General features: G+C 64.9%; 19 protein-coding genes and 1 other RNA gene. 6 read left to right on the plus strand and 14 right to left on the minus strand.

What is annotated here, in order from left to right:
• The 4 genes from LQT98_RS20300 to LQT98_RS20315 all read right to left on the minus strand — a co-directional run.
• Window positions 1-798: glucose PTS transporter subunit IIA (locus tag LQT98_RS20300; protein WP_231464728.1), on the minus strand; the 798-nt coding region annotated here is incomplete at its 3' end.
• Between the two features lie 159 nt (window positions 799-957).
• On the minus strand, window positions 958-1968 hold the full coding sequence (locus LQT98_RS20305; protein WP_231464731.1) for an SIS domain-containing protein: 1011 nt from the start codon (window positions 1966-1968) through the stop codon (window positions 958-960).
• Window positions 1961-3082, minus strand: coding sequence for an N-acetylglucosamine-6-phosphate deacetylase (gene nagA, locus LQT98_RS20310; RefSeq protein ID WP_156183694.1), 1122 nt, complete (start codon window positions 3080-3082; stop codon window positions 1961-1963). The genes LQT98_RS20305 and nagA overlap by 8 nt, the downstream gene beginning before the upstream one ends.
• Complete coding sequence (locus LQT98_RS20315) at window positions 3079-3813, minus strand: GntR family transcriptional regulator (RefSeq protein ID WP_048407974.1); 735 nt, start codon at window positions 3811-3813, stop codon at window positions 3079-3081. The genes nagA and LQT98_RS20315 overlap by 4 nt, the downstream gene beginning before the upstream one ends.
• Window positions 3814-4254: 441 nt before the next feature.
• On the opposite strand from LQT98_RS20315, the gene LQT98_RS20320 reads away from it, so the two are divergent.
• Window positions 4255-5418 (plus strand): lytic polysaccharide monooxygenase, encoded by a 1164-nt coding sequence (locus LQT98_RS20320; RefSeq protein ID WP_231464733.1) that lies wholly within the window; start codon window positions 4255-4257, stop codon window positions 5416-5418.
• Window positions 5419-5614: 196 nt separating this feature from the next.
• The gene (locus LQT98_RS20325; RefSeq protein ID WP_048407972.1) at window positions 5615-6142 is read left to right on the plus strand and encodes a cytochrome b; all 528 of its coding nucleotides are present in this window, start codon (window positions 5615-5617) and stop codon (window positions 6140-6142) included.
• 50 nt (window positions 6143-6192) lie between these two features.
• On the opposite strand, the gene yedA is transcribed toward LQT98_RS20325, so the two are convergent.
• The 4 genes from yedA to LQT98_RS20345 all read right to left on the minus strand — a co-directional run bounded on the left by yedA (window position 6193) and on the right by LQT98_RS20345 (window position 8686).
• Complete coding sequence (gene yedA, locus LQT98_RS20330; protein WP_231464735.1) at window positions 6193-7056, minus strand: drug/metabolite exporter YedA; 864 nt, start codon at window positions 7054-7056, stop codon at window positions 6193-6195.
• A gap of 85 nt (window positions 7057-7141) precedes the next feature.
• The gene (tolQ, locus tag LQT98_RS20335) at window positions 7142-7810 is read right to left on the minus strand and encodes a protein TolQ (protein WP_082150817.1); all 669 of its coding nucleotides are present in this window, start codon (window positions 7808-7810) and stop codon (window positions 7142-7144) included.
• Window positions 7811-7836: 26 nt separating this feature from the next.
• Window positions 7837-8427: an L-threonylcarbamoyladenylate synthase gene (locus tag LQT98_RS20340; protein ID WP_231464737.1), complete on the minus strand. Its 591-nt coding sequence runs from the start codon at window positions 8425-8427 to the stop codon at window positions 7837-7839.
• A gap of 58 nt (window positions 8428-8485) precedes the next feature.
• Complete coding sequence (locus tag LQT98_RS20345; RefSeq protein WP_231464739.1) at window positions 8486-8686, minus strand: hypothetical protein; 201 nt, start codon at window positions 8684-8686, stop codon at window positions 8486-8488.
• Window positions 8687-8995: 309 nt separating this feature from the next.
• Here LQT98_RS20345 and rfbB point away from each other — a divergent pair, with 309 nt between their 5' ends.
• Genes rfbB through rfbC form a run of 4 tightly spaced genes read left to right on the plus strand, consistent with a single transcriptional unit; the run spans window position 8996 to window position 12422 of the window.
• Window positions 8996-10057 (plus strand): dTDP-glucose 4,6-dehydratase, encoded by a 1062-nt coding sequence (gene rfbB / locus LQT98_RS20350; RefSeq protein ID WP_231464741.1) that lies wholly within the window; start codon window positions 8996-8998, stop codon window positions 10055-10057.
• Window positions 10050-10976, plus strand: a complete 927-nt coding sequence (rfbD, locus tag LQT98_RS20355; RefSeq protein ID WP_231464743.1) for a dTDP-4-dehydrorhamnose reductase — start codon at window positions 10050-10052, stop codon at window positions 10974-10976. The genes rfbB and rfbD overlap by 8 nt, the downstream gene beginning before the upstream one ends.
• On the plus strand, window positions 10973-11860 hold the full coding sequence (gene rfbA, locus LQT98_RS20360) for a glucose-1-phosphate thymidylyltransferase RfbA (protein WP_231464745.1): 888 nt from the start codon (window positions 10973-10975) through the stop codon (window positions 11858-11860). The genes rfbD and rfbA overlap by 4 nt, the downstream gene beginning before the upstream one ends.
• Window positions 11861-11876: 16 nt before the next feature.
• Complete coding sequence (gene rfbC, locus LQT98_RS20365; RefSeq protein WP_048407967.1) at window positions 11877-12422, plus strand: dTDP-4-dehydrorhamnose 3,5-epimerase; 546 nt, start codon at window positions 11877-11879, stop codon at window positions 12420-12422.
• Between the two features lie 222 nt (window positions 12423-12644).
• On the opposite strand, the gene purD is transcribed toward rfbC, so the two are convergent.
• The 6 genes from purD to rnpB all read right to left on the minus strand — a co-directional run bounded on the left by purD (window position 12645) and on the right by rnpB (window position 18157).
• Complete coding sequence (gene purD, locus LQT98_RS20370; protein ID WP_048407966.1) at window positions 12645-13922, minus strand: phosphoribosylamine--glycine ligase; 1278 nt, start codon at window positions 13920-13922, stop codon at window positions 12645-12647.
• 53 nt (window positions 13923-13975) lie between these two features.
• Window positions 13976-14536, minus strand: coding sequence for a lipid IV(A) palmitoyltransferase PagP (gene pagP, locus LQT98_RS20375; RefSeq protein WP_231464747.1), 561 nt, complete (start codon window positions 14534-14536; stop codon window positions 13976-13978).
• Between the two features lie 63 nt (window positions 14537-14599).
• A complete protein-coding gene (gene purH / locus LQT98_RS20380; RefSeq protein ID WP_231464749.1) occupies window positions 14600-16177 on the minus strand; it encodes a bifunctional phosphoribosylaminoimidazolecarboxamide formyltransferase/IMP cyclohydrolase in 1578 nt (525 codons plus the stop codon).
• 74 nt (window positions 16178-16251) lie between these two features.
• On the minus strand, window positions 16252-16488 hold the full coding sequence (gene fis / locus LQT98_RS20385) for a DNA-binding transcriptional regulator Fis (protein WP_019100932.1): 237 nt from the start codon (window positions 16486-16488) through the stop codon (window positions 16252-16254).
• Window positions 16489-16519: 31 nt separating this feature from the next.
• Window positions 16520-17563 carry a tRNA dihydrouridine synthase DusB gene (dusB, locus tag LQT98_RS20390; RefSeq protein WP_048407963.1) on the minus strand — a complete coding sequence of 348 codons (1044 nt, stop codon included), beginning with the start codon at window positions 17561-17563 and terminating at the stop codon, window positions 16520-16522.
• A gap of 130 nt (window positions 17564-17693) precedes the next feature.
• Window positions 17694-18157, minus strand: an RNA gene (rnpB, locus tag LQT98_RS20395) — RNase P RNA component class A.
• Between the last annotated feature and the right edge of the window lie 73 nt (window positions 18158-18230).

Here is an 18230-nt window from a genome sequence, read left to right on the forward strand (position 1 = left end):
TGTGTATAAGAGGCAAGCCGTCGCCGGCGCGACGTGGACGGATTCGGTGCGGGTCTGCAAGGCGGCGATCACCGCGGCCGCGGCCGCGGCGGCATCCTCGCCCTGGGCCAGCACCGCCACATCGTCGTCCTCGGCCACGCCCAGGCCCATCAAGGCCACCACGCTGCGGGCATTGGCCGCCTGGCCGTTGAATTCCACCCGCACGCTGGCGCGATATTGGCGCGCCGCGTTCTGCACCAAGGCCGCCGGCCGCGCGTGCAGGCCGCCGGCATGGCGCACCGTGGCCTGGCCGCGGCTTTGCGGGCCCTCGTCGGCCAGGTCTTCGGCTCCATTGCCGCCGCCGCTCAACGTCAGCAACGGGGTGCGCCCGGCTTGCAGCATGCCTTCCGCCTTATGCTCCACCGCGTAGTCCTCGCCATTGGCGATCACCACCATGGTCAGCAGCGACGGCGCGCGGCGCGCCACCGCGTCCAGGTCCACCTCGATCAGCGGCTGGCCGCGACGCACGCGCTCCCCGGTCCGCACCAGGGGCCGGAAACCGTCGCCGTCCAGCTTGACGGTATCGATGCCGATATGGATCAGCACTTCCGCGCCATTGGCCGCGCGCAGCGTCAGCGCGTGACCGGTGCGCGCCAGCTGCGCCACCTCCCCGTCACAGGGCGCCAGCAGGGTGCCGGACAGCGGCTCTATCGCCAGGCCGTCGCCCATCATCAGGCCGGCGAACACCGGATCGGGCACCCGGTTCAGCGCTACCGCCGGGCCGTCGAACGGCGCGGTGAGTTCGAGCGTAGCAGACATGGGGACTCCTCCATCTTGTTGTTGAGCGCCGCGCCGGGCCGGTCCCTATCGGCCCTGGCGGCGAGCCCGCCGACAACGGCGGGCGCTTGCGACGCGCCCCGATTCGCATGGCTGATCGGGGCGCGGTTTTCTTCTGGTGCGGTGCTGCGCGCCGAGCGCTCAGCGGGTGCAGGTCACCTTGGACAGATGGCGCGGCACGTCGGGGTTCAGGCCGCGCGCCTCGGACAGGCTCGCCGCCATCAGGTAGAAGCTCTGCACCGCCAGCAGCGGGTCCAGCGCCGGGTCGTCGGCCAATGCCAGCGTCAGGTCGCGGCTGGCGACATCGGCCGGCGCGGCCAACAGCACCTTGGCGCCGCGACCGCGCATCTCGGCGGCCAATTCGATCAGCCCCTGCTGCTCGGGTCCGCGCGGCGCGAAAATCAGCAGCGGATAGCCATCGTCGATCAGCGCCATCGGGCCGTGCTTGATCTCGGCGCCGGAGAAGGCCTCGGCCTGGATCACGCAGGTTTCCTTGAACTTGAGCGCGGCTTCCAGCGCCACGGTGAAGCCCAGGCCGCGGCCCACCACCATGATGCGTTCGGCGTCCACCAGCGCGTCCACCGCCGGCCGCCAGTCCTGGCGCGTGGCTTCGGTCAGGCGCTGCGGCAGATTGGCCAGCGCGGCCAGCAGGCCTTCATCGCCCTGCCAGTGCGCGACCAGACGCGCCACCGCGGACAGGGTGGCGATATAGCTCTTGGTGGCGGCCACGCTTTTCTCGTCGCCGGCGCACAAGGGCACCGCCCATTCGCAGGCGGCGGCCAGCGGCGATTGATGTTTGTTGACCAGCGCCACGGTGCGCGCGCCGGCGGCGCCCAGCGCCTTCATGGTGTCGATCAGATCCGGGCTCTGACCGGACTGGGACAAGGCCACCGCCAACTGGCCCTTCACCGCCAGCGGCGCCTGATGCAGGGTGATCAGCGACATCGGCAAGGACACCACCGGCACGCCCAGGCGCTGCATCGCCAGGTAGGCGAAATAATTGGCGGCGTGGTCGGAACTGCCCCGGGCCACGGTCAGCGCCAGGCTGGGGCGTTCCGCCGCCAGCGCGCGGCCCAAGGCGGCCAGCGCTTCATCGGCGTACATATGCTGCGCGGCCACCGCTTCGGCGGCGTACAGCGCTTCTTCAAGCATCAACGAGGCCAATCTGTTCTCCCTCTACGTAGACTTGCTGCAAATTCAAATCCGCGTCCATCACCACGATGTCGGCCCAGGCGCCGGCGGCGAGGCGGCCGCGATCGGCCAGGCCCAGGTAGTCGGCCGGGTACAAGGACATGCGGTTCGACGCATCGGCCAGCGGCAGTCCGATGGACACCAGATTGCGCAGCGCCTGATCGGTGGTCAGCGTGCTGCCGGCCAGGGTACCGTCGGCCAGGCGCACGCCGCCCATGCACTTGGTCACCGAGTGCGAACCCAGCTTGTATTCGCCGTCCGGCATGCCGGCGGCGGCGGTGGAATCGGTAACGCAGTACAGGCGCGGAATCGAGCGCAGGGCGGCACGGATCGCGCCGGGGTGGACGTGGAGCAGATCGGGAATCAGCTCGGCGTACTCGGCATGCGCCAGCGCCGCGCCCACCATGCCGGGCTCGCGGTGGTGCAGGCCGCTCATCGCATTGAACAGATGGGTGAAGCCGGACGCGCCTTGCTCCAGCGCCTGCACCCCGTCTTCGTAACTGCCCAGGGTATGACCCAGCTGTACCTTGACGCCCTGCTGCGCCAACTGGCGGATGATGTCCATATGGCCAGCGATTTCCGGCGCCAGCGTGATCAGCGACACCGGCGCCAGCGCGCGGTAGGCGTCCACTTGGGCCATCACCGCGCGACAGGCGTCGTCCGGCTGGGCGCCCAACTTGCCGGGGTTGATGTAGGGGCCTTCCAGGTGAACGCCCAGGATGCGGGCGCCGCCGGGACGGCGTTCACGACAGGAGGAACCGAGCGCGCGCAACACCTGTTCGATCTCGTCCGGCGGCGCGGTCATGGTGGTGGCCAGCAAGGATGTGGTGCCGAAGCGCGCATGCAGCCTGGCCACCTTTTCGGCGGCGCTGCCGCCTTCCATGATGTCGACGCCGCCGCCGCCATGGACGTGCAGGTCGATGAAGCCCGGCAGCAGATAGCGTTCGACCGCGCGGCCGGAAGCCAGCCGCGCGTCTATGGCCTCGATGCGGCCGTCGGCAGCCAGTTTCAGTTCGCCGTCCATCCAGCCGGCTTCGGTCAGGATGCGTCCTTGCAGCACTCGGTGTTGGGTCATCGTCTCAGTTCGGCAACAAAATCGTAGTAGTCGTTACGGCAATAGGTATCGGTCAATTCAATCGCGATGTTCTCGGCGTTGAAGCCGATGCGGGTGATCAGCAACATCGCTTCTCCGGGGCGGATGCCGGCCAGCGTGGCGATGTCGCCGGAGGCGTTCACCGCGCGGATATGCTGCAGCGCGCGCACCACCGAATGGCCGTTGGCGTCCAGATGGGCGTACAGCGAGGTGCCCACTTGCTGCGGCTCCGGCAGATAAGCCACCGGCAGCGTCGTCATCTCGATCGCCATCACCACCCCGTCGGCCAAGCGTTGGCGCTTCAGCCGCGACACTTGCGAGGTGGGCGACAGCCCCAGCTTGATCACTTCCTCATTGCTGGGCGCGAACACGCCGCGCTCCAGCCACACCGACGACGGCACGAAGCCGCGCTGGCGCAATTGTTCGGTAAAGCCGGTCAGCCGCGACAAGGGCTGTTCCAGCCGCGGCGTGATGAAGGTGCCCGAGCCCTGGCGCCGGCGAATCAGGCCCTGCTCCAGCAGCACATCCATCGCCTTGCGCGCCGTCACGCGCGAAATGCCCAGTTCTTCGGAAAACGTGCGCTCCGACGGCAGCGCCTCGTCCGCCTGCCACCAGCCGGCGTTGATGGCGTCGGCCAGTTTCCGCGACAGCTGCAGATACAGCGGCGTGGTCAGGGTTTCATCCGGTTTCAATGCTAGCCAGCGATTTTCCATGGGTTGTCTGCAAGTGGTCTGAAAACACCAGTGTATAACCGGCGTCCCCAAGCTGGCATCTCCGACACGAGCACCGCGCGAATCCAGCGCTGCTGGCATACCGCGAACGTTAATACCACATTAATACCACGTCAATACCATTTTATTTGCCCGCCTTACCGTCAGCTTGCTGCATGGCAGCAAAACGACAAAGGGATGATTTGGCAGGAAAAAATGACGGCCTCTCGCGCCGTGACCGTCGGGACAGGTCTGTGGATGAGCGTTTTTTGCAAGAATCAAGCGGATGCAAGACCACACAGTAAGTATGGCAATAGTACCCATCGCCAAACTTACATTAAAAATAGTCGTCACATTTTAAATCATATGACATCCATATGATGATTGGACTGCTCGGCAAACTGCTGGGCGCTTGCATACCACTCGTAGCTCAAAGGAGTCAGAATGAAACCACAACTGCGCCTTCCCGCCGCCCTCGCCCTGGCCTGCCTCAGCGCGCCGCTCTGGGCCCACGGCACCATGGAAGTGCCGATCAACCGTACCTATAGCTGCTTCAAGGAAGGCGCGGAATCGCCCAAGTCCGCCGCTTGCCAGGAAGCCCGCCGCGTGGGCGGTACCCAGGCCATGTACGACTGGAACGGCATCAACCAGAATCCGCAGGGCGACAATCACGCGGCGGTGGTGCCGGACGGCAAGCTTTGCGCCGGCGGCCAGGACAAGTTCAAGGGCTTCAACCTGGCGCGCACCGACTGGCCGAAGACCAAGCTGGTGCCGGACGCCAACGGCAACTACGAGTTCGTCTACCACGCCACCGCGCCGCACCAGACCAAGTACTTCAAGTTCTATGTGACCAAGAACGGCTGGGATCAGAGCAAGCCGCTGAAATGGTCGGACCTGGATCCGCAACCCTTCCACACCGTGACCGGCAATCCGCCGCTGGACGCCAACAAGCGCTACCACATGGTGGCCAAGCTGCCGACCGGCAAGAGCGGTCCGCACATCATCTTCAATGTCTGGAAACGCGCGGACAGCGAGGAAGCGTTCTACTCGTGCTCCGACGTGGTGTTCGGCGATGGCACCAATCCGCCGGAACCGCCGCCGGTGACCAATCCGTGGAAGGAAATCGGCAAGGTGACCGCCTATGAGAACCTGCCGAACAACAGCACCGCCACGCTGCGCGTGTTCGACGCCAAGGGCGGCGACGCGGAAACCATCCAGGTCAAGCTGGACGCCGTCAGCGGCCAGATGGCCAACTGGCCGTACGAGCTGGGCGTGAAAGTGAACGCCAGCTCCAAGGCGATCCGCATCGGCGTGATGAACCAGAAGCAGCGCACGGTGAGCATCACGCCGGAACGCAGCGCCACCGCCAACCGCGTGTATTTGAATGACGGCTACAAGGGCTATACCTACCAGATCGACCTGAAGAAGGGCGACGGCGGCATCAACCCGCCGCCGGTGGGCGACGCCTGGAAAGAAGGCGTGTCCTACACCGCCGGCCAGATCGTCAGCTATCAGGGCAAGAAGTACCGCTGCCTGCAGCCGCACACCGCCTGGGCCGGCGCCGGCTGGACCCCGTCCAGCCAGCCCGCCTTGTGGGCACCGGTCTGAGCATCCCGCCTAGTCGGCGCGCGGGCTGAAGCTCTGACGCGCTGACTCGCCGGCCTTCCCGATCCCGGAAGGCCGGTTTCTCCCACCCTCCTCCTGCCGCGGGTCCACGCCTCGGACGGCGGCCATGCCATGCCCGCGACACAGGCAGGAGGGCTGCCGCGCGTCGCCTGCGGGATATGCAAGAAAGCCGATTCCGATGCCAAGCTCGACCCAGACCTATCCGCCCATCGCCGCCTGGCTGCACTGGATTTGCGCAGTCGTGATCCTGTGGGCCATGATCAGCGGCTTCGCGCTCGCCTCCGGCGCGCTGCCGCCCGCCGTCGCCGCGGCGATTCCGCCATTCAACGTCGCGCTGACCACGCTGTTGATGCCCGTGTTCCTGCTGCGCGTCGTCTACCGCGCCAGCTTCCGCATGCCGCCGCCGGCCGGCATTCCGCCGGCCAAGCACCGGCTGGCGCGCCGCGCGCATGCGCTGCTCTATCTGCTGAGTGGTTTATCGCTGGCCAGCGGCTGGTTGATGATGGAGCGGCCGGTCGACGTGTTCGGCCTGATCACGCTGCCGCCCAGCCTGGAGGCCGGAGCAAGCACCCAAGCGCTGGCCAGGCTGCACTTCGCCAGCAACGTTCTCTTGGCCCTGCTATTGACCGCCCATATCGGCGCGGTGATTCAACACCAGCGCCAGGGCCGGCGCCTGCTACGGCGTATGTCGCTACTGACGGGCTAAGAATCTGTTCAAAGTCTGCTGCGCTTCGGCGATACGGCGTTGAACAGGCTCTAACGCCGCCAACTGATCAACACCACCGCAGCCACGATCACGCTCATCGCCAGCATCTCGTGCAGGCCGATGTGCTCGCCGAGGAAGACCACGCCCAGCAAAACCGCGATCACCGGGTTGACGTAGGCGTAGCTGGTGGCGGCGGCCGGAGACACCGTCTTCAGCAAGTGCAGATAGGCGCTGTAAGCGATGATGGAGCCGAACACCGCCAGGTAAAACAAGGCCAGCCAGCTGGACAGAGTCGGCATCGCCTGCAGCTTCTCGCCATAAGCCTGGCTGGCCAGCAACAAGGCCGCGCCGCCGAAGATCATCATCCAGGCGCTGCCCATCGGTCCCTTGGGCTGAGCCAGATGGCGGCTCCAGGCCGAACCCAGCGCCCAACCGGCGGAGGCCAGCAGCAACAGCGCTGCGCCGCTGGGGCTGGCCTTCAGATTGGCCCCCATATTCAACAGCACCATGCCGCAAACGCCCAGACCAATGCCGGCCCATTCCACCTTGCGCGCCTTTTGACCGAACATGCGCGCGAACAACAGGGTGAACAGCGGCACGGTGGCGATCACCAAGGCGGCCACGCCCGAGGACACGTCTTTCTCCGCCACGGTGACCAAGCCGTTGCCCACCGCCGGCATCAGCACGCCGAGCAAGGCGGCGCCGCCCAGCTCGCGCGCGTTCGGCATCGGGTATTTGCGCAGCCACAGATAGGCCAGCATCAGCCAGCCGGCCAGGGAAAAGCGCAGGCCGGCCATCATCATCGGCGGCCAGGACTCGATGCCTATGCGTATGCCCATATAGGTTGAGCCCCAGATCACGTACAGGGCGAAGAAAGCGGCGAGGGTCAGCGGGGGGATGCGCGAAAACGGCATGGTGCGGCTCGGGAAAGTGGAACCGGATACCATGCCGTATGGGAATGTCCGTGGCAAGTCTAATTTTGCCGCGGACGCGGCCGACTCAACGCGTGGCTAGGCGCTGCAGGATGTTGGAGAACTCTTCCATATAACTGTCGAAGCGGGTGGCCAAGCGGTCGACGTCGGTGGCGAAGCGGTTGTAGGCCACCACCGCCGGAATCGCCGCGAACAGGCCGATGGCGGTGGCCACCAATGCCTCGGCGATGCCCGGCGCCACCGTGGACAAGGTGGCCTGGCCGGCATTGCCCAAGCCGATGAAGGCATGCATGATGCCCCACACCGTGCCGAACAGGCCAATGTAAGGGCTGACCGAGCCGACGGTGGCGAGGAAGGAAGTATGGCTGTCCAAAGTGTCCAGCTCGCGCTGCGCCGCCGCCTTCATCGCCCGGCGCGAGCCGGCCATGATGTCGGACAGCTCGGTGCCGTTGCGGCCGCGCAGTTTCAGGAACTCGGCGAAGCCGGACTGGAAGATGCGCTCCATGCCCACGGTGTCGTTGCGGCGGCTGGCATCCTCATACAGACGATTCAAGTCCGCGCCGCTCCAGAAATTGCGCTCGAACTCGTCGCTATTGCGCCGCGCCGCGCGCAGCACCGCGATCTTGTTGAAAATCAACGCCCAGGACAGCACCGACATCAAGGCTAGGCCGGCCATCACCAATTGCACCATCAAGCTGGCGTCCAGGATCAGGCTCAGGAAAGAAATCTGTTGCACGGCAACTCCTCTTGTAATCGCCAGGCTCAGCGCAATACGCGGCCTGTTTCCAAATCAATGATGGTGGACGGTTTGCGCCGCTTGCCGATGCGGCCCGGCAGGGTCAGCACTCGCTGGCGGAAAGCCTGTTGGCAGGCGCGCGCGGTTTTCAGCGATTGCTGGCCGGCGCGGTTGGCCGAGGTGGACACCAGCGCCGTGCCCAGGCTGCGACACAGCGCGGCGGCCTCGCCATGGGCGGTGACGCGCACCGCAATCTTGTCGTGCTTGCCGCGCAGCGCCGGCGGCACCCGGCGCGAGGCCGGCAGCAAAAAAGTATATGGACCCGGCCAGTAGCGCGCCAGTTCCGCGTATTGAGCGGCGGACAGCGGGCGGATCAGGTGGCGGATCTGGCCGACATCGGCGGCGATCACGATCAGCCCCTTGTGATTGGGCCTGGCCTTGATCGCCAGAATCTTGCGGATGGCGCGCACATCCAGCGGATTGCAGCCCAGGCCGTAGCAGGACTCGGTGGAATAGGCGATGACCTCGCCCTGTTTCAGCGCGGCGCGGGCTTTGAGCTGCAACGGGCGTCCGGGCAGCCGGGGCAAGGGCCGCTCCCGGCCGGGGGTGAACTTCATGATGATGGGCGGCGATGCGAAAATAAAGCCGCATTGTACCGCTGTCCGCGACGGCGACCTAGCGCTTCAACGCATCCCCATCGTCGTCTTCCGGCGCCGGGCGCCAGGCATAGCAACGCAGCGGCGGCCTGTCGCTGTGGAATTGTTTCAACCAATACGCCAGCCGGCGCCAGCAGCGGCGCTCATGGCGTAGGAAATGCGCAACCTTGCGCCATCGGCCTTCGGCTTCCGGCGCTGCCGCCGGTGCGATGTGACTCATGATGTCTTCTCCTCGGCATCAGGCGCAGTATCCGGCTGGCAACCGCCCTGCCTGCGCCACTCGCCTCCAATCTAGAAGAAGCCGCATCAAGCCAATGTCGAATTTTCGATACCGGCTGCAAAAATGCCATAAATCTGCCCCTTTCCTCCACCGGCCCGCTCCGATATTTTTAAGCATTTGGAACCTAGCCAAGCTGTCGATATCATTCATTGAACCCATAAAATATTTTTGCCATCCTCTTGCCGCCGCGCCATCCCGCGGCCGCAATGAGCCAGTTTCCTGATTCAAGTTATTGAAAGAACGAACGCTATGAGCATCTTGGTAACCGGCGGCGCCGGCTTCATCGGCGGCAATTTCGTACTGGACTGGCTGGCGCAGAGCGACGAAACCGTCGTCAATCTGGACGCGCTCAGCTACGCCGGCAATCTCGACACCCTGAAATCCCTGGAGCAGGACCCGCGTCATGTCTTCGTGCGCGGCGATATCGGCGACCGCGTGCTGGTCGACGCCCTGCTGGCCGAGCACCGCCCACGCGCGGTGATCAACTTCGCCGCGGAAAGCCATGTCGACCGTTCCATCCACGGACCGGGCGACTTCATCCAGACCAATGTGGTCGGCACCTTCAATCTGCTGGAAAGCGTGCGCGGTTACTGGGGCCAGCTGACGGACGCGGAGCGCGCCGCCTTCCGCCTGCTGCATGTGTCCACCGACGAGGTTTACGGCTCGCTGAGCCCCGACGACGCGCCGTTCACAGAAAATCACCGCTACCAGCCGAACAGCCCCTACTCCGCGTCCAAGGCCGCGTCCGATCACCTGATGCGCGCCTGGCACCACACTTACGGCCTGCCGGTGCTGACCACCAATTGCAGCAATAACTACGGCCCCTATCACTTCCCGGAGAAGCTGATCCCGCTGGTCATCCTCAACGCCCTGGCCGGCAAGCCGCTGCCTATCTACGGCGACGGCAGCCAGGTGCGCGACTGGCTCTACGTCAAAGACCATTGCAGCGCCATCCGCCGGGTGCTGGAAGCCGGCACGCCCGGCGAAACCTATAATGTCGGCGGCTGGAACGAGAAAACCAATCTGGACGTGGTCAAAACCATCTGCGCCTTGCTGGACGAATTGGCGCCGCAGGCCGACCCGACGCGCCGCTACGCCGAGCAGATCGCCTTCGTCGCCGACCGCCCCGGCCACGACAGCCGCTACGCGATAGACGCGCGCAAACTGGAGCGCGAGCTGGGCTGGCGGCCGCAGGAAACCTTCGACAGCGGCATCCGCAAAACCGTGGCCTGGTATCTGCAACATCAGGACTGGGTCGCCAATGTCAGCAGCGGCGCCTATCGCGACTGGGTGAACCAACACTATGGCTGAGCACGCGCCCACCATTCTGCTGACCGGAATCAACGGCCAGCTCGGTCACCGGTTGCAAAGCGCGCTGGCGCCGCTGGGCGCAGTCGTCGCGCTGAGCCGCGCTGAACTGGACCTGGGCCAGGCCGACAGCATCCGCCAGGCGTTGGAACGCCACCAGCCCGACATCATCGTCAACCCCGCCGCCTACACCGCGGTGGACCGCGCCGAGAGCGAACCCGAACAAGCCCACGCGGTCAACGCCGCCGCGCCGGCCTTGCTGGCGCAATGGGCGGCGCGGCGCCAGGCGCTGTTGCTGCACTATTCCACCGATTACGTGTTCAGCGGCGCCGGAGAACGACCCTGGCGCGAAGACGATGCGGCCGAGCCGCGCTCGGTCTACGGCCAGAGCAAATGGGCCGGCGAGCAAGCGGTGCGCGCCGCCGCGCCGCGGTATTTGATCCTGCGCACCAGCTGGGTGTTCGGCGCTCACGGCGGCAACTTCCTGAAAACCATTCTGCGTCTGGCCCGAGAGCGCGACAGCTTGAGCGTGGTGGCCGATCAGATCGGCGCGCCCACTTCCACCGCCTTGATCGCCGACGTCACCGTGGCGCTGCTGCGCGCTTACTTGCGCGATCCGGCCGGCTTCGCCTACGGTAGCTACCACCTGGCGGCGCAGGGCGAAACCAGTTGGCACGGCTATGCTCAACTGCTGACCGCCGAAGCGGTAAAACAGGGCTGCGTGCTGCGGCTGAGGCCAGCCGACATCGCGCCTATCGCCACGGCGGACTACCCGCTGCCGGCGCCGCGGCCGGCCAACTCCCGGCTGGACTGCGCCAAGCTGCGGCAAACCTTCGGCCTCGCGCTGCCACGCTGGGAGACCGGCGTCCAACAAGTGCTGGCCGAACTCTGCGCCCAGCCGCAAACGAAAGACAAGCAATGACCCAGGCACGCAAAGGCATCATCCTGGCCGGCGGCTCCGGCACCCGGCTATACCCGGCCACCATTTCCGTCAGCAAGCAATTGCTGCCGATCTACGACAAGCCGATGATTTATTATCCGCTGACCACGCTGATGCTGGCCGGCATCCAGGAAATCCTGATCATCTCCACCCCGCAGGACACGCCGCGCTTCGAGCAGTTGCTGGGCGACGGCAGCCAATGGGGCTTGCGACTGAGCTACGCGGTGCAACCCAGCCCGGACGGCCTGGCCCAGGCCTTCATCATCGGCGAGGGCTTCCTGGCCGGCGCGCCATCGGCGCTGGTGCTGGGCGACAATATCTATTACGGCCACGATTTCTCCGCCTTGCTGCAGGACGCCAACGCCAAGCACAGCGGCGCCAGCGTGTTCGCCTACCGCGTCAACGATCCGGAGCGCTACGGCGTGGTCGCCTTCGACGCCGACGGCAAGGCACTGTCGATAGAGGAAAAGCCGGCGCAACCCAAGTCCAATTACGCGGTGACCGGCCTCTACTTCTACGATGAGCAGGTGGTCGATATCGCCAAGTCCATCAGACCCTCGCCGCGCGGCGAGCTGGAAATCACCGACGTCAACAATGTCTATTTGCAGCAGGGCCAGTTGTCGGTGCAGACCATGGGCCGCGGCTACGCCTGGCTGGACACCGGCACCCATGAATCCATGCTGGAAGCCAGCCAGTTCATCGCCACCATAGAAAGCCGCCAGGGCCTGAAAGTGGCCTGCCCGGAAGAAGTCGCCTACCGCTCCGGCTGGATAGGCGACGAACAGGTGCGCCAACTGGCCAAGCCGCTGCAGAAGACCGGCTACGGCCGTTATCTGCTGGCGATGCTGGACCAGACTGTCTATTGATACTGACGAGCCGCTTATGAACATCATCGACACCGCCATTGCCGACGTCAAAATCATAGAACCCGCCGTGTTCGGCGACGAACGCGGCTTCTTCTTCGAAAGCTTCAATCAGCAGCGCTTCGAAGCCGCCATCGGCTGCGCCGCACCCTTCGTGCAGGACAATCACAGCCGCTCCAGCAAGGGCGTGCTGCGCGGCCTGCACTATCAGTTGGCGCCGCATGCCCAGGGCAAGCTGGTTAGGGTGATCGCCGGCGAGGTTTTCGATGTCGCCGTCGACATCCGTCGCGGCTCGGCCAGTTTCGGCCAATGGGTGGGCGTGCACCTGTCCGCCGCCAACAAGCGCCAGCTGTGGGTGCCGCCCGGCTTCGCCCACGGCTTCGTCACCCTGTCGGACAGCGCCGAGTTTCTGTACAAGACCACGGATTACTGGTTCAAGGAATTGGAGCGAACCATAGCCTGGAACGATCCCGAGCTGGCGATCGCCTGGCCGCTGGACGGAGAACCGCAGCTGTCGGCCAAGGACTGCGACGCGCCAGGCCTGCGTCAGGCCGAACTGGGCTGAGCCGGATCCAAGCCCGGAAATGAAAACAGCGCCGCTTGCGGCGCTGTTTCTCTATCCAACGGCGGGACTCAGAACCTGTTCACGCTCTCGCGAGCTAGCGCGAGACAAGGCGAAAACAGCGGAAGAAGCGGAGCGTACAAACGGTACATGAGCATTCTGAAGGTGTTTTCAACGCCCTTGTCTAACTATCCCGCCGACGCGCAGCTGATCGTAAACAGATTCTCAGTGCTTGCGGCCTATCGCGCGCGCGCCGATGTCGCGGCGCAGCTGCTTGCCGGCGAAATGGACCTGATCGGCCAAGGCATATGCCTTGCCCTGCGCCATCTTCACGCTGTCACCCAGGCCCACCGCGCACAGCACGCGGCCGCCGTTGCTGCGCAGCTGTTTGTCCGCGTCCAGGCTGACGCCGGCGTGGAACACCATGCCGTCCTCGCTCTCGGCCGGCAAGCCGCTGATCAGATCGCCCTTGCGCGGCGCTTCCGGATAACCCTCGGCCGCCAGCACCACACCCAAGGCCACGCGACGGTCCCACTCCGCCTCCACCTGGTTCAGGCGGCCGTTGACGCCGGCCTCCAGCAACACGGTGAAGTCGGACTTCAACCGCGCCATGATGGGCTGGGTTTCCGGGTCGCCGAAGCGGCAGTTGAATTCGATAGTGTGCGGGTTGCCCTGCGCGTCTATCATCAGGCCGGCGTAAAGGAAGCCGGTATAACTGTGGCCGTCCTTCTTCATGCCCAACACCGTCGGCAGGATGATTTCGCGCATCACCCGGTTGTGCACCGCCGGCGTCACCACCGGCGCCGGGCTATACGCGCCCATGCCGCCGGTATTGGGACCCTGGTCGTTGTCCAGCAGGCGCTTGTGGTCCTGGCTGGTGGCCATCGGCAGCACGTGGTCGCCGTCCACCATCACGATGAAGCTGGCCTCCTCGCCCTGCAGGAAGTCCTCGATCACCACCCGCGCGCCGGCGCTGCCCATCTTGTTGCCCACCAGCATATCGTCGATGGCCGCGTGCGCCTCGTCCAGCGTCAGCGCCACCACCACGCCCTTGCCGGCGGCGAGTCCGTCGGCCTTGATCACGATGGGCGCGCCCTTGGCGTCGACATAGGCATGGGCGGCGCTAGCGTCGCTGAAGGTTTCGTAGCCGGCGGTGGGGATGCCGTGGCGCTTCATGAAGGCCTTGGCGAAATCCTTGGAGCTTTCCAACTGCGCGCAATATTGCGTGGGGCCGAAAATCCGCAGCCCCTCGGCGCGGAAGGCATCGACCACGCCGGCCGCCAGCGGCGCCTCCGGACCCACCACCGTCAGTTCGATCTTCTCCTGCTTGGCGAAAGCCACCCATTCCGCCACGCTGCCGAGCTCGACGTTGGTCAGATTGGGGTCCAGCGCGGTGCCGGCGTTGCCGGGCGCGACGAAGACCTTGGACACCCGGCGCGATTTGGCGATGCGCCAGGCCAGCGCGTGTTCGCGCCCGCCGGAGCCGATAACCATTACTTTCATGTCAATGCTCCATCTGTTCTTGACGGCGCGCCGCAACGCGCCGGATTCTTCACTCAATCGAGCTGCCAACGCAGCCAGGCGAACAATACATTGCCGTTATTGTGCCCGCCCGGGATATAGGTGGCCTGCAAGGCCAGCCGGCGATACTCCACCGACACCAGCGGCAGCACCGCCGGCAACGGGATATAGCTATAGTCCGAACGCGCGGTGACGCCGGCGGTGAAACCGGCGCCCAGCCGCCAGCCGTCCAGCGGCCGCCAGGTTTTCTGGTAGGCGTAGCCGACGAAGGGTTCGACATCCTTGTGCGAGTCCAGGAAGGCCATCGCATACAGCGCGTGCCAATCTCCATCGGCGTCGTAGCGGTAACGGCCAAAGCCCAGACCCCAGGGCCGCTCGTTGAAGGAGTCGATTTTCGCCCTGTCGTAGAAGGCGCGGTTATGCCAGGTCACGGCCGGCACGTACAGCTCGTAGCGATCGGAACGCCAGGTCGCCTCGACATTGTCGCGGCTGCGCTGCCAAAAGCCGGGTTCGGCGGCCGTGTAGTCGGCGGCCAGCGCCGCCGGGCTGCCGAGCGCCAGCAGCCCGGCGCCCAAACAGAATGCAATAGATCTCATCAGGAAAACAGCGTCAATAAGCTGGGGATGCCGGCTAGCCGGCTCCCCGGTTGATAAAACGGCTCAGTGGCGGAAATGACGCACGCCGGTCAATACCATCGCCATGCCGTGCTCGTCGGCGGCGGCGAAGACTTCCTCATCGCGCATCGAACCGCCCGGCTGGATGATGGCCTTGATGCCCTGTTCGGCGATCACGTCGATGCCGTCGCGGAACGGGAAGAAGGCATCGGACGACGCCACCGCGCCCTGCAGGCTCAAGCCGGCGTCGGCCGCCTTGCGCGCGGCGATGCGGGTGGAGTCGACACGGCTCATCTGACCGGCGCCGATACCTACGGTCTGACCATTCTTGCAGAAAACAATTGCATTGGACTTCACGTATTTGGCCACGCGCCAGGCGAACAGCAGGTCGGACAGCTCCTGCGGCGTCGGCTGCCGCTTGCTCACCACGCGCAACTCCTCCGGGCCGACATTGCGGATGTCCGGGCTCTGCACCAGCACGCCGCCGCCGACGCGCTTCAGCTCGAAACGGTTGGCTCCGGCCTGCAACGGGATTTCCAGCACGCGCACATTCTTCTTGGCGGCGATGACGGCCTTGGCCTCGTCGGTGAAGGCCGGAGCGATCAACACCTCCAGGAACTGGCCGGTCACCGCTTCCACCGTGGCGGCGTCCACCGGGCGGTTGAAGGCGATGATGCCGCCGAAGGCGCTGGTGGTGTCGGTGGCGAAGGCCAGCCGGTAAGCGCTGAGCGTGTCCGCCGCCACCGCCACGCCGCAGGGATTGGCGTGCTTGACGATGACGCAGGCGGTATCGTCGAAAGTCTTCACCGCTTCCCAGGCGGCGTCGGCGTCGGCGATATTGTTATAGGACAGCTCCTTGCCCTGCAACTGGCGATAATGGGCGATGGAGCCGGCTGCGGGGTCCAGGTCGCGATAGAAGGCGGCGGCCTGGTGCGGGTTCTCGCCGTAGCGCATGTCCTGCACCTTGACGAATTGGGCGTTGAGGCGCTTGGGGAAGACCACGCGTTCCGGCTTGCCCGCCAGCGCGCCGTCGGCCAGGCTGGTCAGGTAGTTGGAGATCGCGCCGTCATAGGCGGCGGTATGGGTGAAGGCCTTCTTGGCCAGTTCAAAGCGGGTGGCCTTGGACAGCGCGCCGCCGTTGGCGCTCATTTCAGCGGCCAGCGTCGCGTAGTCGGCGGCGTCGGTGACGATGGCCACATGCGCCCAGTTCTTGGCGGCGGAGCGCACCATGGTCGGGCCGCCGATGTCGATGTTCTCGATCGCGTCTTCCAGCGCACAGTCCGGATTGGCGATGGTGGCTTCGAAGGGGTAGAGATTGACGCAAACCAGATCGATATTGCCGATCTCGTGCTCGGCCATCTTGGCCACGTGTTCCGGCAGGTCGCGGCGGCCCAGGATGCCGCCGTGCACTTTCGGGTGCAGGGTCTTGACCCGGCCGTCCAGCATTTCCGGGAAGCCGGTGTAGTCGGACACTTCGGTCACCGGCACGCCGGCGTCGGCCAGCAGCTTGGCGGTGCCGCCGGTGGACAGGATGTGCACGCCCTGGGCGGCCAGGGCCTGGGCGAATTCCAGAATGCCGGTCTTGTCGGAGACGCTGATCAGCGCGCGTTCGATTTTGCTCATGGTTCTCTACCGCGTTAACTAAAAAGGAACACAAAAAAAACCGGCCATCCTGTTACGGTGTGGCCGGTTTGTCTTCATATCAAATCATAAGATTTCATCTTCTTGCGCAGGGTGTTGCGGTTCAAGCCCAGCAACTCCGCCGCTCGCGTCTGGTTGCCCTGGGTGTGTATCAGCACCACCTCCAATAATGGCTTTTCCACGCAAGCCAGCACCATGTCGTAGATGGCCGAGGGATTCTCCCCGTCCAGATCGCGAAAATACTGCTCCATCGCCAGCCGCACCGACTGCGAGATATGGTCATTGTTCTGCATGGTTATTATTTTATCCAAGTCTTGATTGGAGTTAGCCATCCACCACCGTCTCCAGGTCGTGGTCCAACGCTTCCCCAGCGCCATCCAAATACACCAGCCGTTCGGAGTCCCCGGCCAAACGGTCGAAATAGGCCGCCACGGCCAAGCGCTGCTCCGCCGTGGTCTCGAGTTGGTACATCTGCTGGCGGAAAGCGTTGCCGCCCTGCAGTCCCTTGGTGTACCAGGCGATGTGCTTGCGGGCGATGCGGCAGCCCGAGTATTCGCCGTAAAACCGGTATAGCTCATCCAGATGTTCCAGCAACAGCTGGCGCACCTCGCTCACCGCCGGCGGCGGCAGGCACTCGCCATGCTCGAGGAAATGCTGGATTTCGCGGAAAATCCACGGCCGGCCCTGGGCCGCCCGTCCTATCATGATGGCATCGGCGCCGGTATGTTCCAGCACCCACTGTGCTTTCTGCGGGGTGTCGATGTCGCCGTTGGCGATCAGCGGAATCCCGATCTGCCGCTTCACCTCGCGTATCGTGTCGTACTCGGCCGCGCCGCGGTACATGTCCTCGCGGGTGCGGCCATGCAAGGCCAGCGCGGCGATGCCGCAATCCTCGGCCATTTTCGCCACCCGCAGCGCATTGCGATGCTCCGGGCTCCAGCCGGTGCGCGTCTTCAGCGTCACCGGCACATCCACCGCCCTGACCACCGCGTCCAGGATGCGCGCCACCAGCGCCTCGTCGCGCAGCAAGGCCGAGCCGGCCGCCACATTGCACACCTTCTTGGCCGGACAGCCCATATTGATGTCGATGATCTGCGCGCCTCGCTCCACGTTCAGCCGCGCCGCCTCGGCCATCTGCGCCGGATCGGAGCCGGCGATCTGCACCGAGATCGGCTCCACCTCGCCGGCGTGGTCGGCGCGGCGCAAGGTCTTGGCGGTGGTCCACAAGGCCTTGTTGGAGGTGATCATTTCCGATACCGCCATGCCGGCGCCCAGGCGCTTGCACAGCATGCGGAACGGTCTATCCGTCACCCCGGCCATGGGCGCCACGATAAGCCGGTTTTTCAATGAGTACGAACCAATGCGCATGCGGAGACAACTCTGGAGATAGCAGACTGAAGGGCCGGTATTGTAAAGCCTTTTTCCCGGCGGGTGGATTTTTTTTGCTTATTTTTTGAGCAAGCGCCATAGCGGCAAGCCATGGGCCGGCGAGGGATGAGGTGGAAGTTGGCCGATAAGCCGGGTCTTGTCGTTGGACAGTCATTCCTCTAGGCCTGCCGTTACCGACAGGCTCAAGCGACCTACCCGGGGACAAACGCGAGCAACGATAATTCCCCCTATTTGGTCTTGCTCCGGATGGGGTTTTGCCTGCCGTCCGTGTTACCACGTCCGCGGTGCGCTCTTACCGCAGAATAGGGCACCACACCCTACCTGTCCGACCGGGCTCTCGCCCGGCCAGTACACCTTTTCACCCTTGCCTGATCCGTCTCGCCGCTTGCGCGGCGAAATAAAGAATCCACGCCCTTGCGGACGCTTCTTCCGGCCATCGGCGGTTCAGCTCTCTGCGCCACTTTCCATCGCCTCACGGCGTCCGGCCATTAACCGGCATCCTGCTCTACGGAGCCCGGACTTTCCTCCCCGCTCCTTCTTGCGAATTCGCGCGGCGACTGTCTGGCCAACTTCCGGGCGACATTCTACCCGATTCCACGCCCGCCGGCCCGACATTTTGCCATGACAAACGCGATAATCCCTTATA

Source organism: Chromobacterium aquaticum, from assembly GCF_021129195.1.
Taxonomy (GTDB): Bacteria; Pseudomonadota; Gammaproteobacteria; order Burkholderiales; family Chromobacteriaceae; genus Chromobacterium; species Chromobacterium aquaticum.

Bases quoted from the DNA above. Each gene is read 5' to 3' on its own strand.
- LQT98_RS20305 (WP_231464731.1), bottom strand. From the start codon at position 1,968: ATGCTTGAAGAAGCGCTGTACGCCGCCGAAGCGGTGGCCGCGCAGCAT.
- nagA (WP_156183694.1), bottom strand. From the start codon at position 3,082: ATGACCCAACACCGAGTGCTGCAAGGACGCATCCTGACCGAAGCCGGC.
- LQT98_RS20315 (WP_048407974.1), bottom strand. From the start codon at position 3,813: ATGGAAAATCGCTGGCTAGCATTGAAACCGGATGAAACCCTGACCACG.
- LQT98_RS20320 (WP_231464733.1), top strand. From the start codon at position 4,255: ATGAAACCACAACTGCGCCTTCCCGCCGCCCTCGCCCTGGCCTGCCTC.
- LQT98_RS20325 (WP_048407972.1), top strand. From the start codon at position 5,615: ATGCCAAGCTCGACCCAGACCTATCCGCCCATCGCCGCCTGGCTGCAC.
- yedA (WP_231464735.1), bottom strand. From the start codon at position 7,056: ATGCCGTTTTCGCGCATCCCCCCGCTGACCCTCGCCGCTTTCTTCGCC.
- LQT98_RS20340 (WP_231464737.1), bottom strand. From the start codon at position 8,427: ATGAAGTTCACCCCCGGCCGGGAGCGGCCCTTGCCCCGGCTGCCCGGA.
- LQT98_RS20345 (WP_231464739.1), bottom strand. From the start codon at position 8,686: ATGAGTCACATCGCACCGGCGGCAGCGCCGGAAGCCGAAGGCCGATGG.
- rfbB (WP_231464741.1), top strand. From the start codon at position 8,996: ATGAGCATCTTGGTAACCGGCGGCGCCGGCTTCATCGGCGGCAATTTC.
- rfbD (WP_231464743.1), top strand. From the start codon at position 10,050: ATGGCTGAGCACGCGCCCACCATTCTGCTGACCGGAATCAACGGCCAG.
- rfbA (WP_231464745.1), top strand. From the start codon at position 10,973: ATGACCCAGGCACGCAAAGGCATCATCCTGGCCGGCGGCTCCGGCACC.
- rfbC (WP_048407967.1), top strand. From the start codon at position 11,877: ATGAACATCATCGACACCGCCATTGCCGACGTCAAAATCATAGAACCC.
- purD (WP_048407966.1), bottom strand. From the start codon at position 13,922: ATGAAAGTAATGGTTATCGGCTCCGGCGGGCGCGAACACGCGCTGGCC.
- pagP (WP_231464747.1), bottom strand. From the start codon at position 14,536: ATGAGATCTATTGCATTCTGTTTGGGCGCCGGGCTGCTGGCGCTCGGC.
- purH (WP_231464749.1), bottom strand. From the start codon at position 16,177: ATGAGCAAAATCGAACGCGCGCTGATCAGCGTCTCCGACAAGACCGGC.
- fis (WP_019100932.1), bottom strand. From the start codon at position 16,488: ATGCAGAACAATGACCATATCTCGCAGTCGGTGCGGCTGGCGATGGAG.
- dusB (WP_048407963.1), bottom strand. From the start codon at position 17,563: ATGCGCATTGGTTCGTACTCATTGAAAAACCGGCTTATCGTGGCGCCC.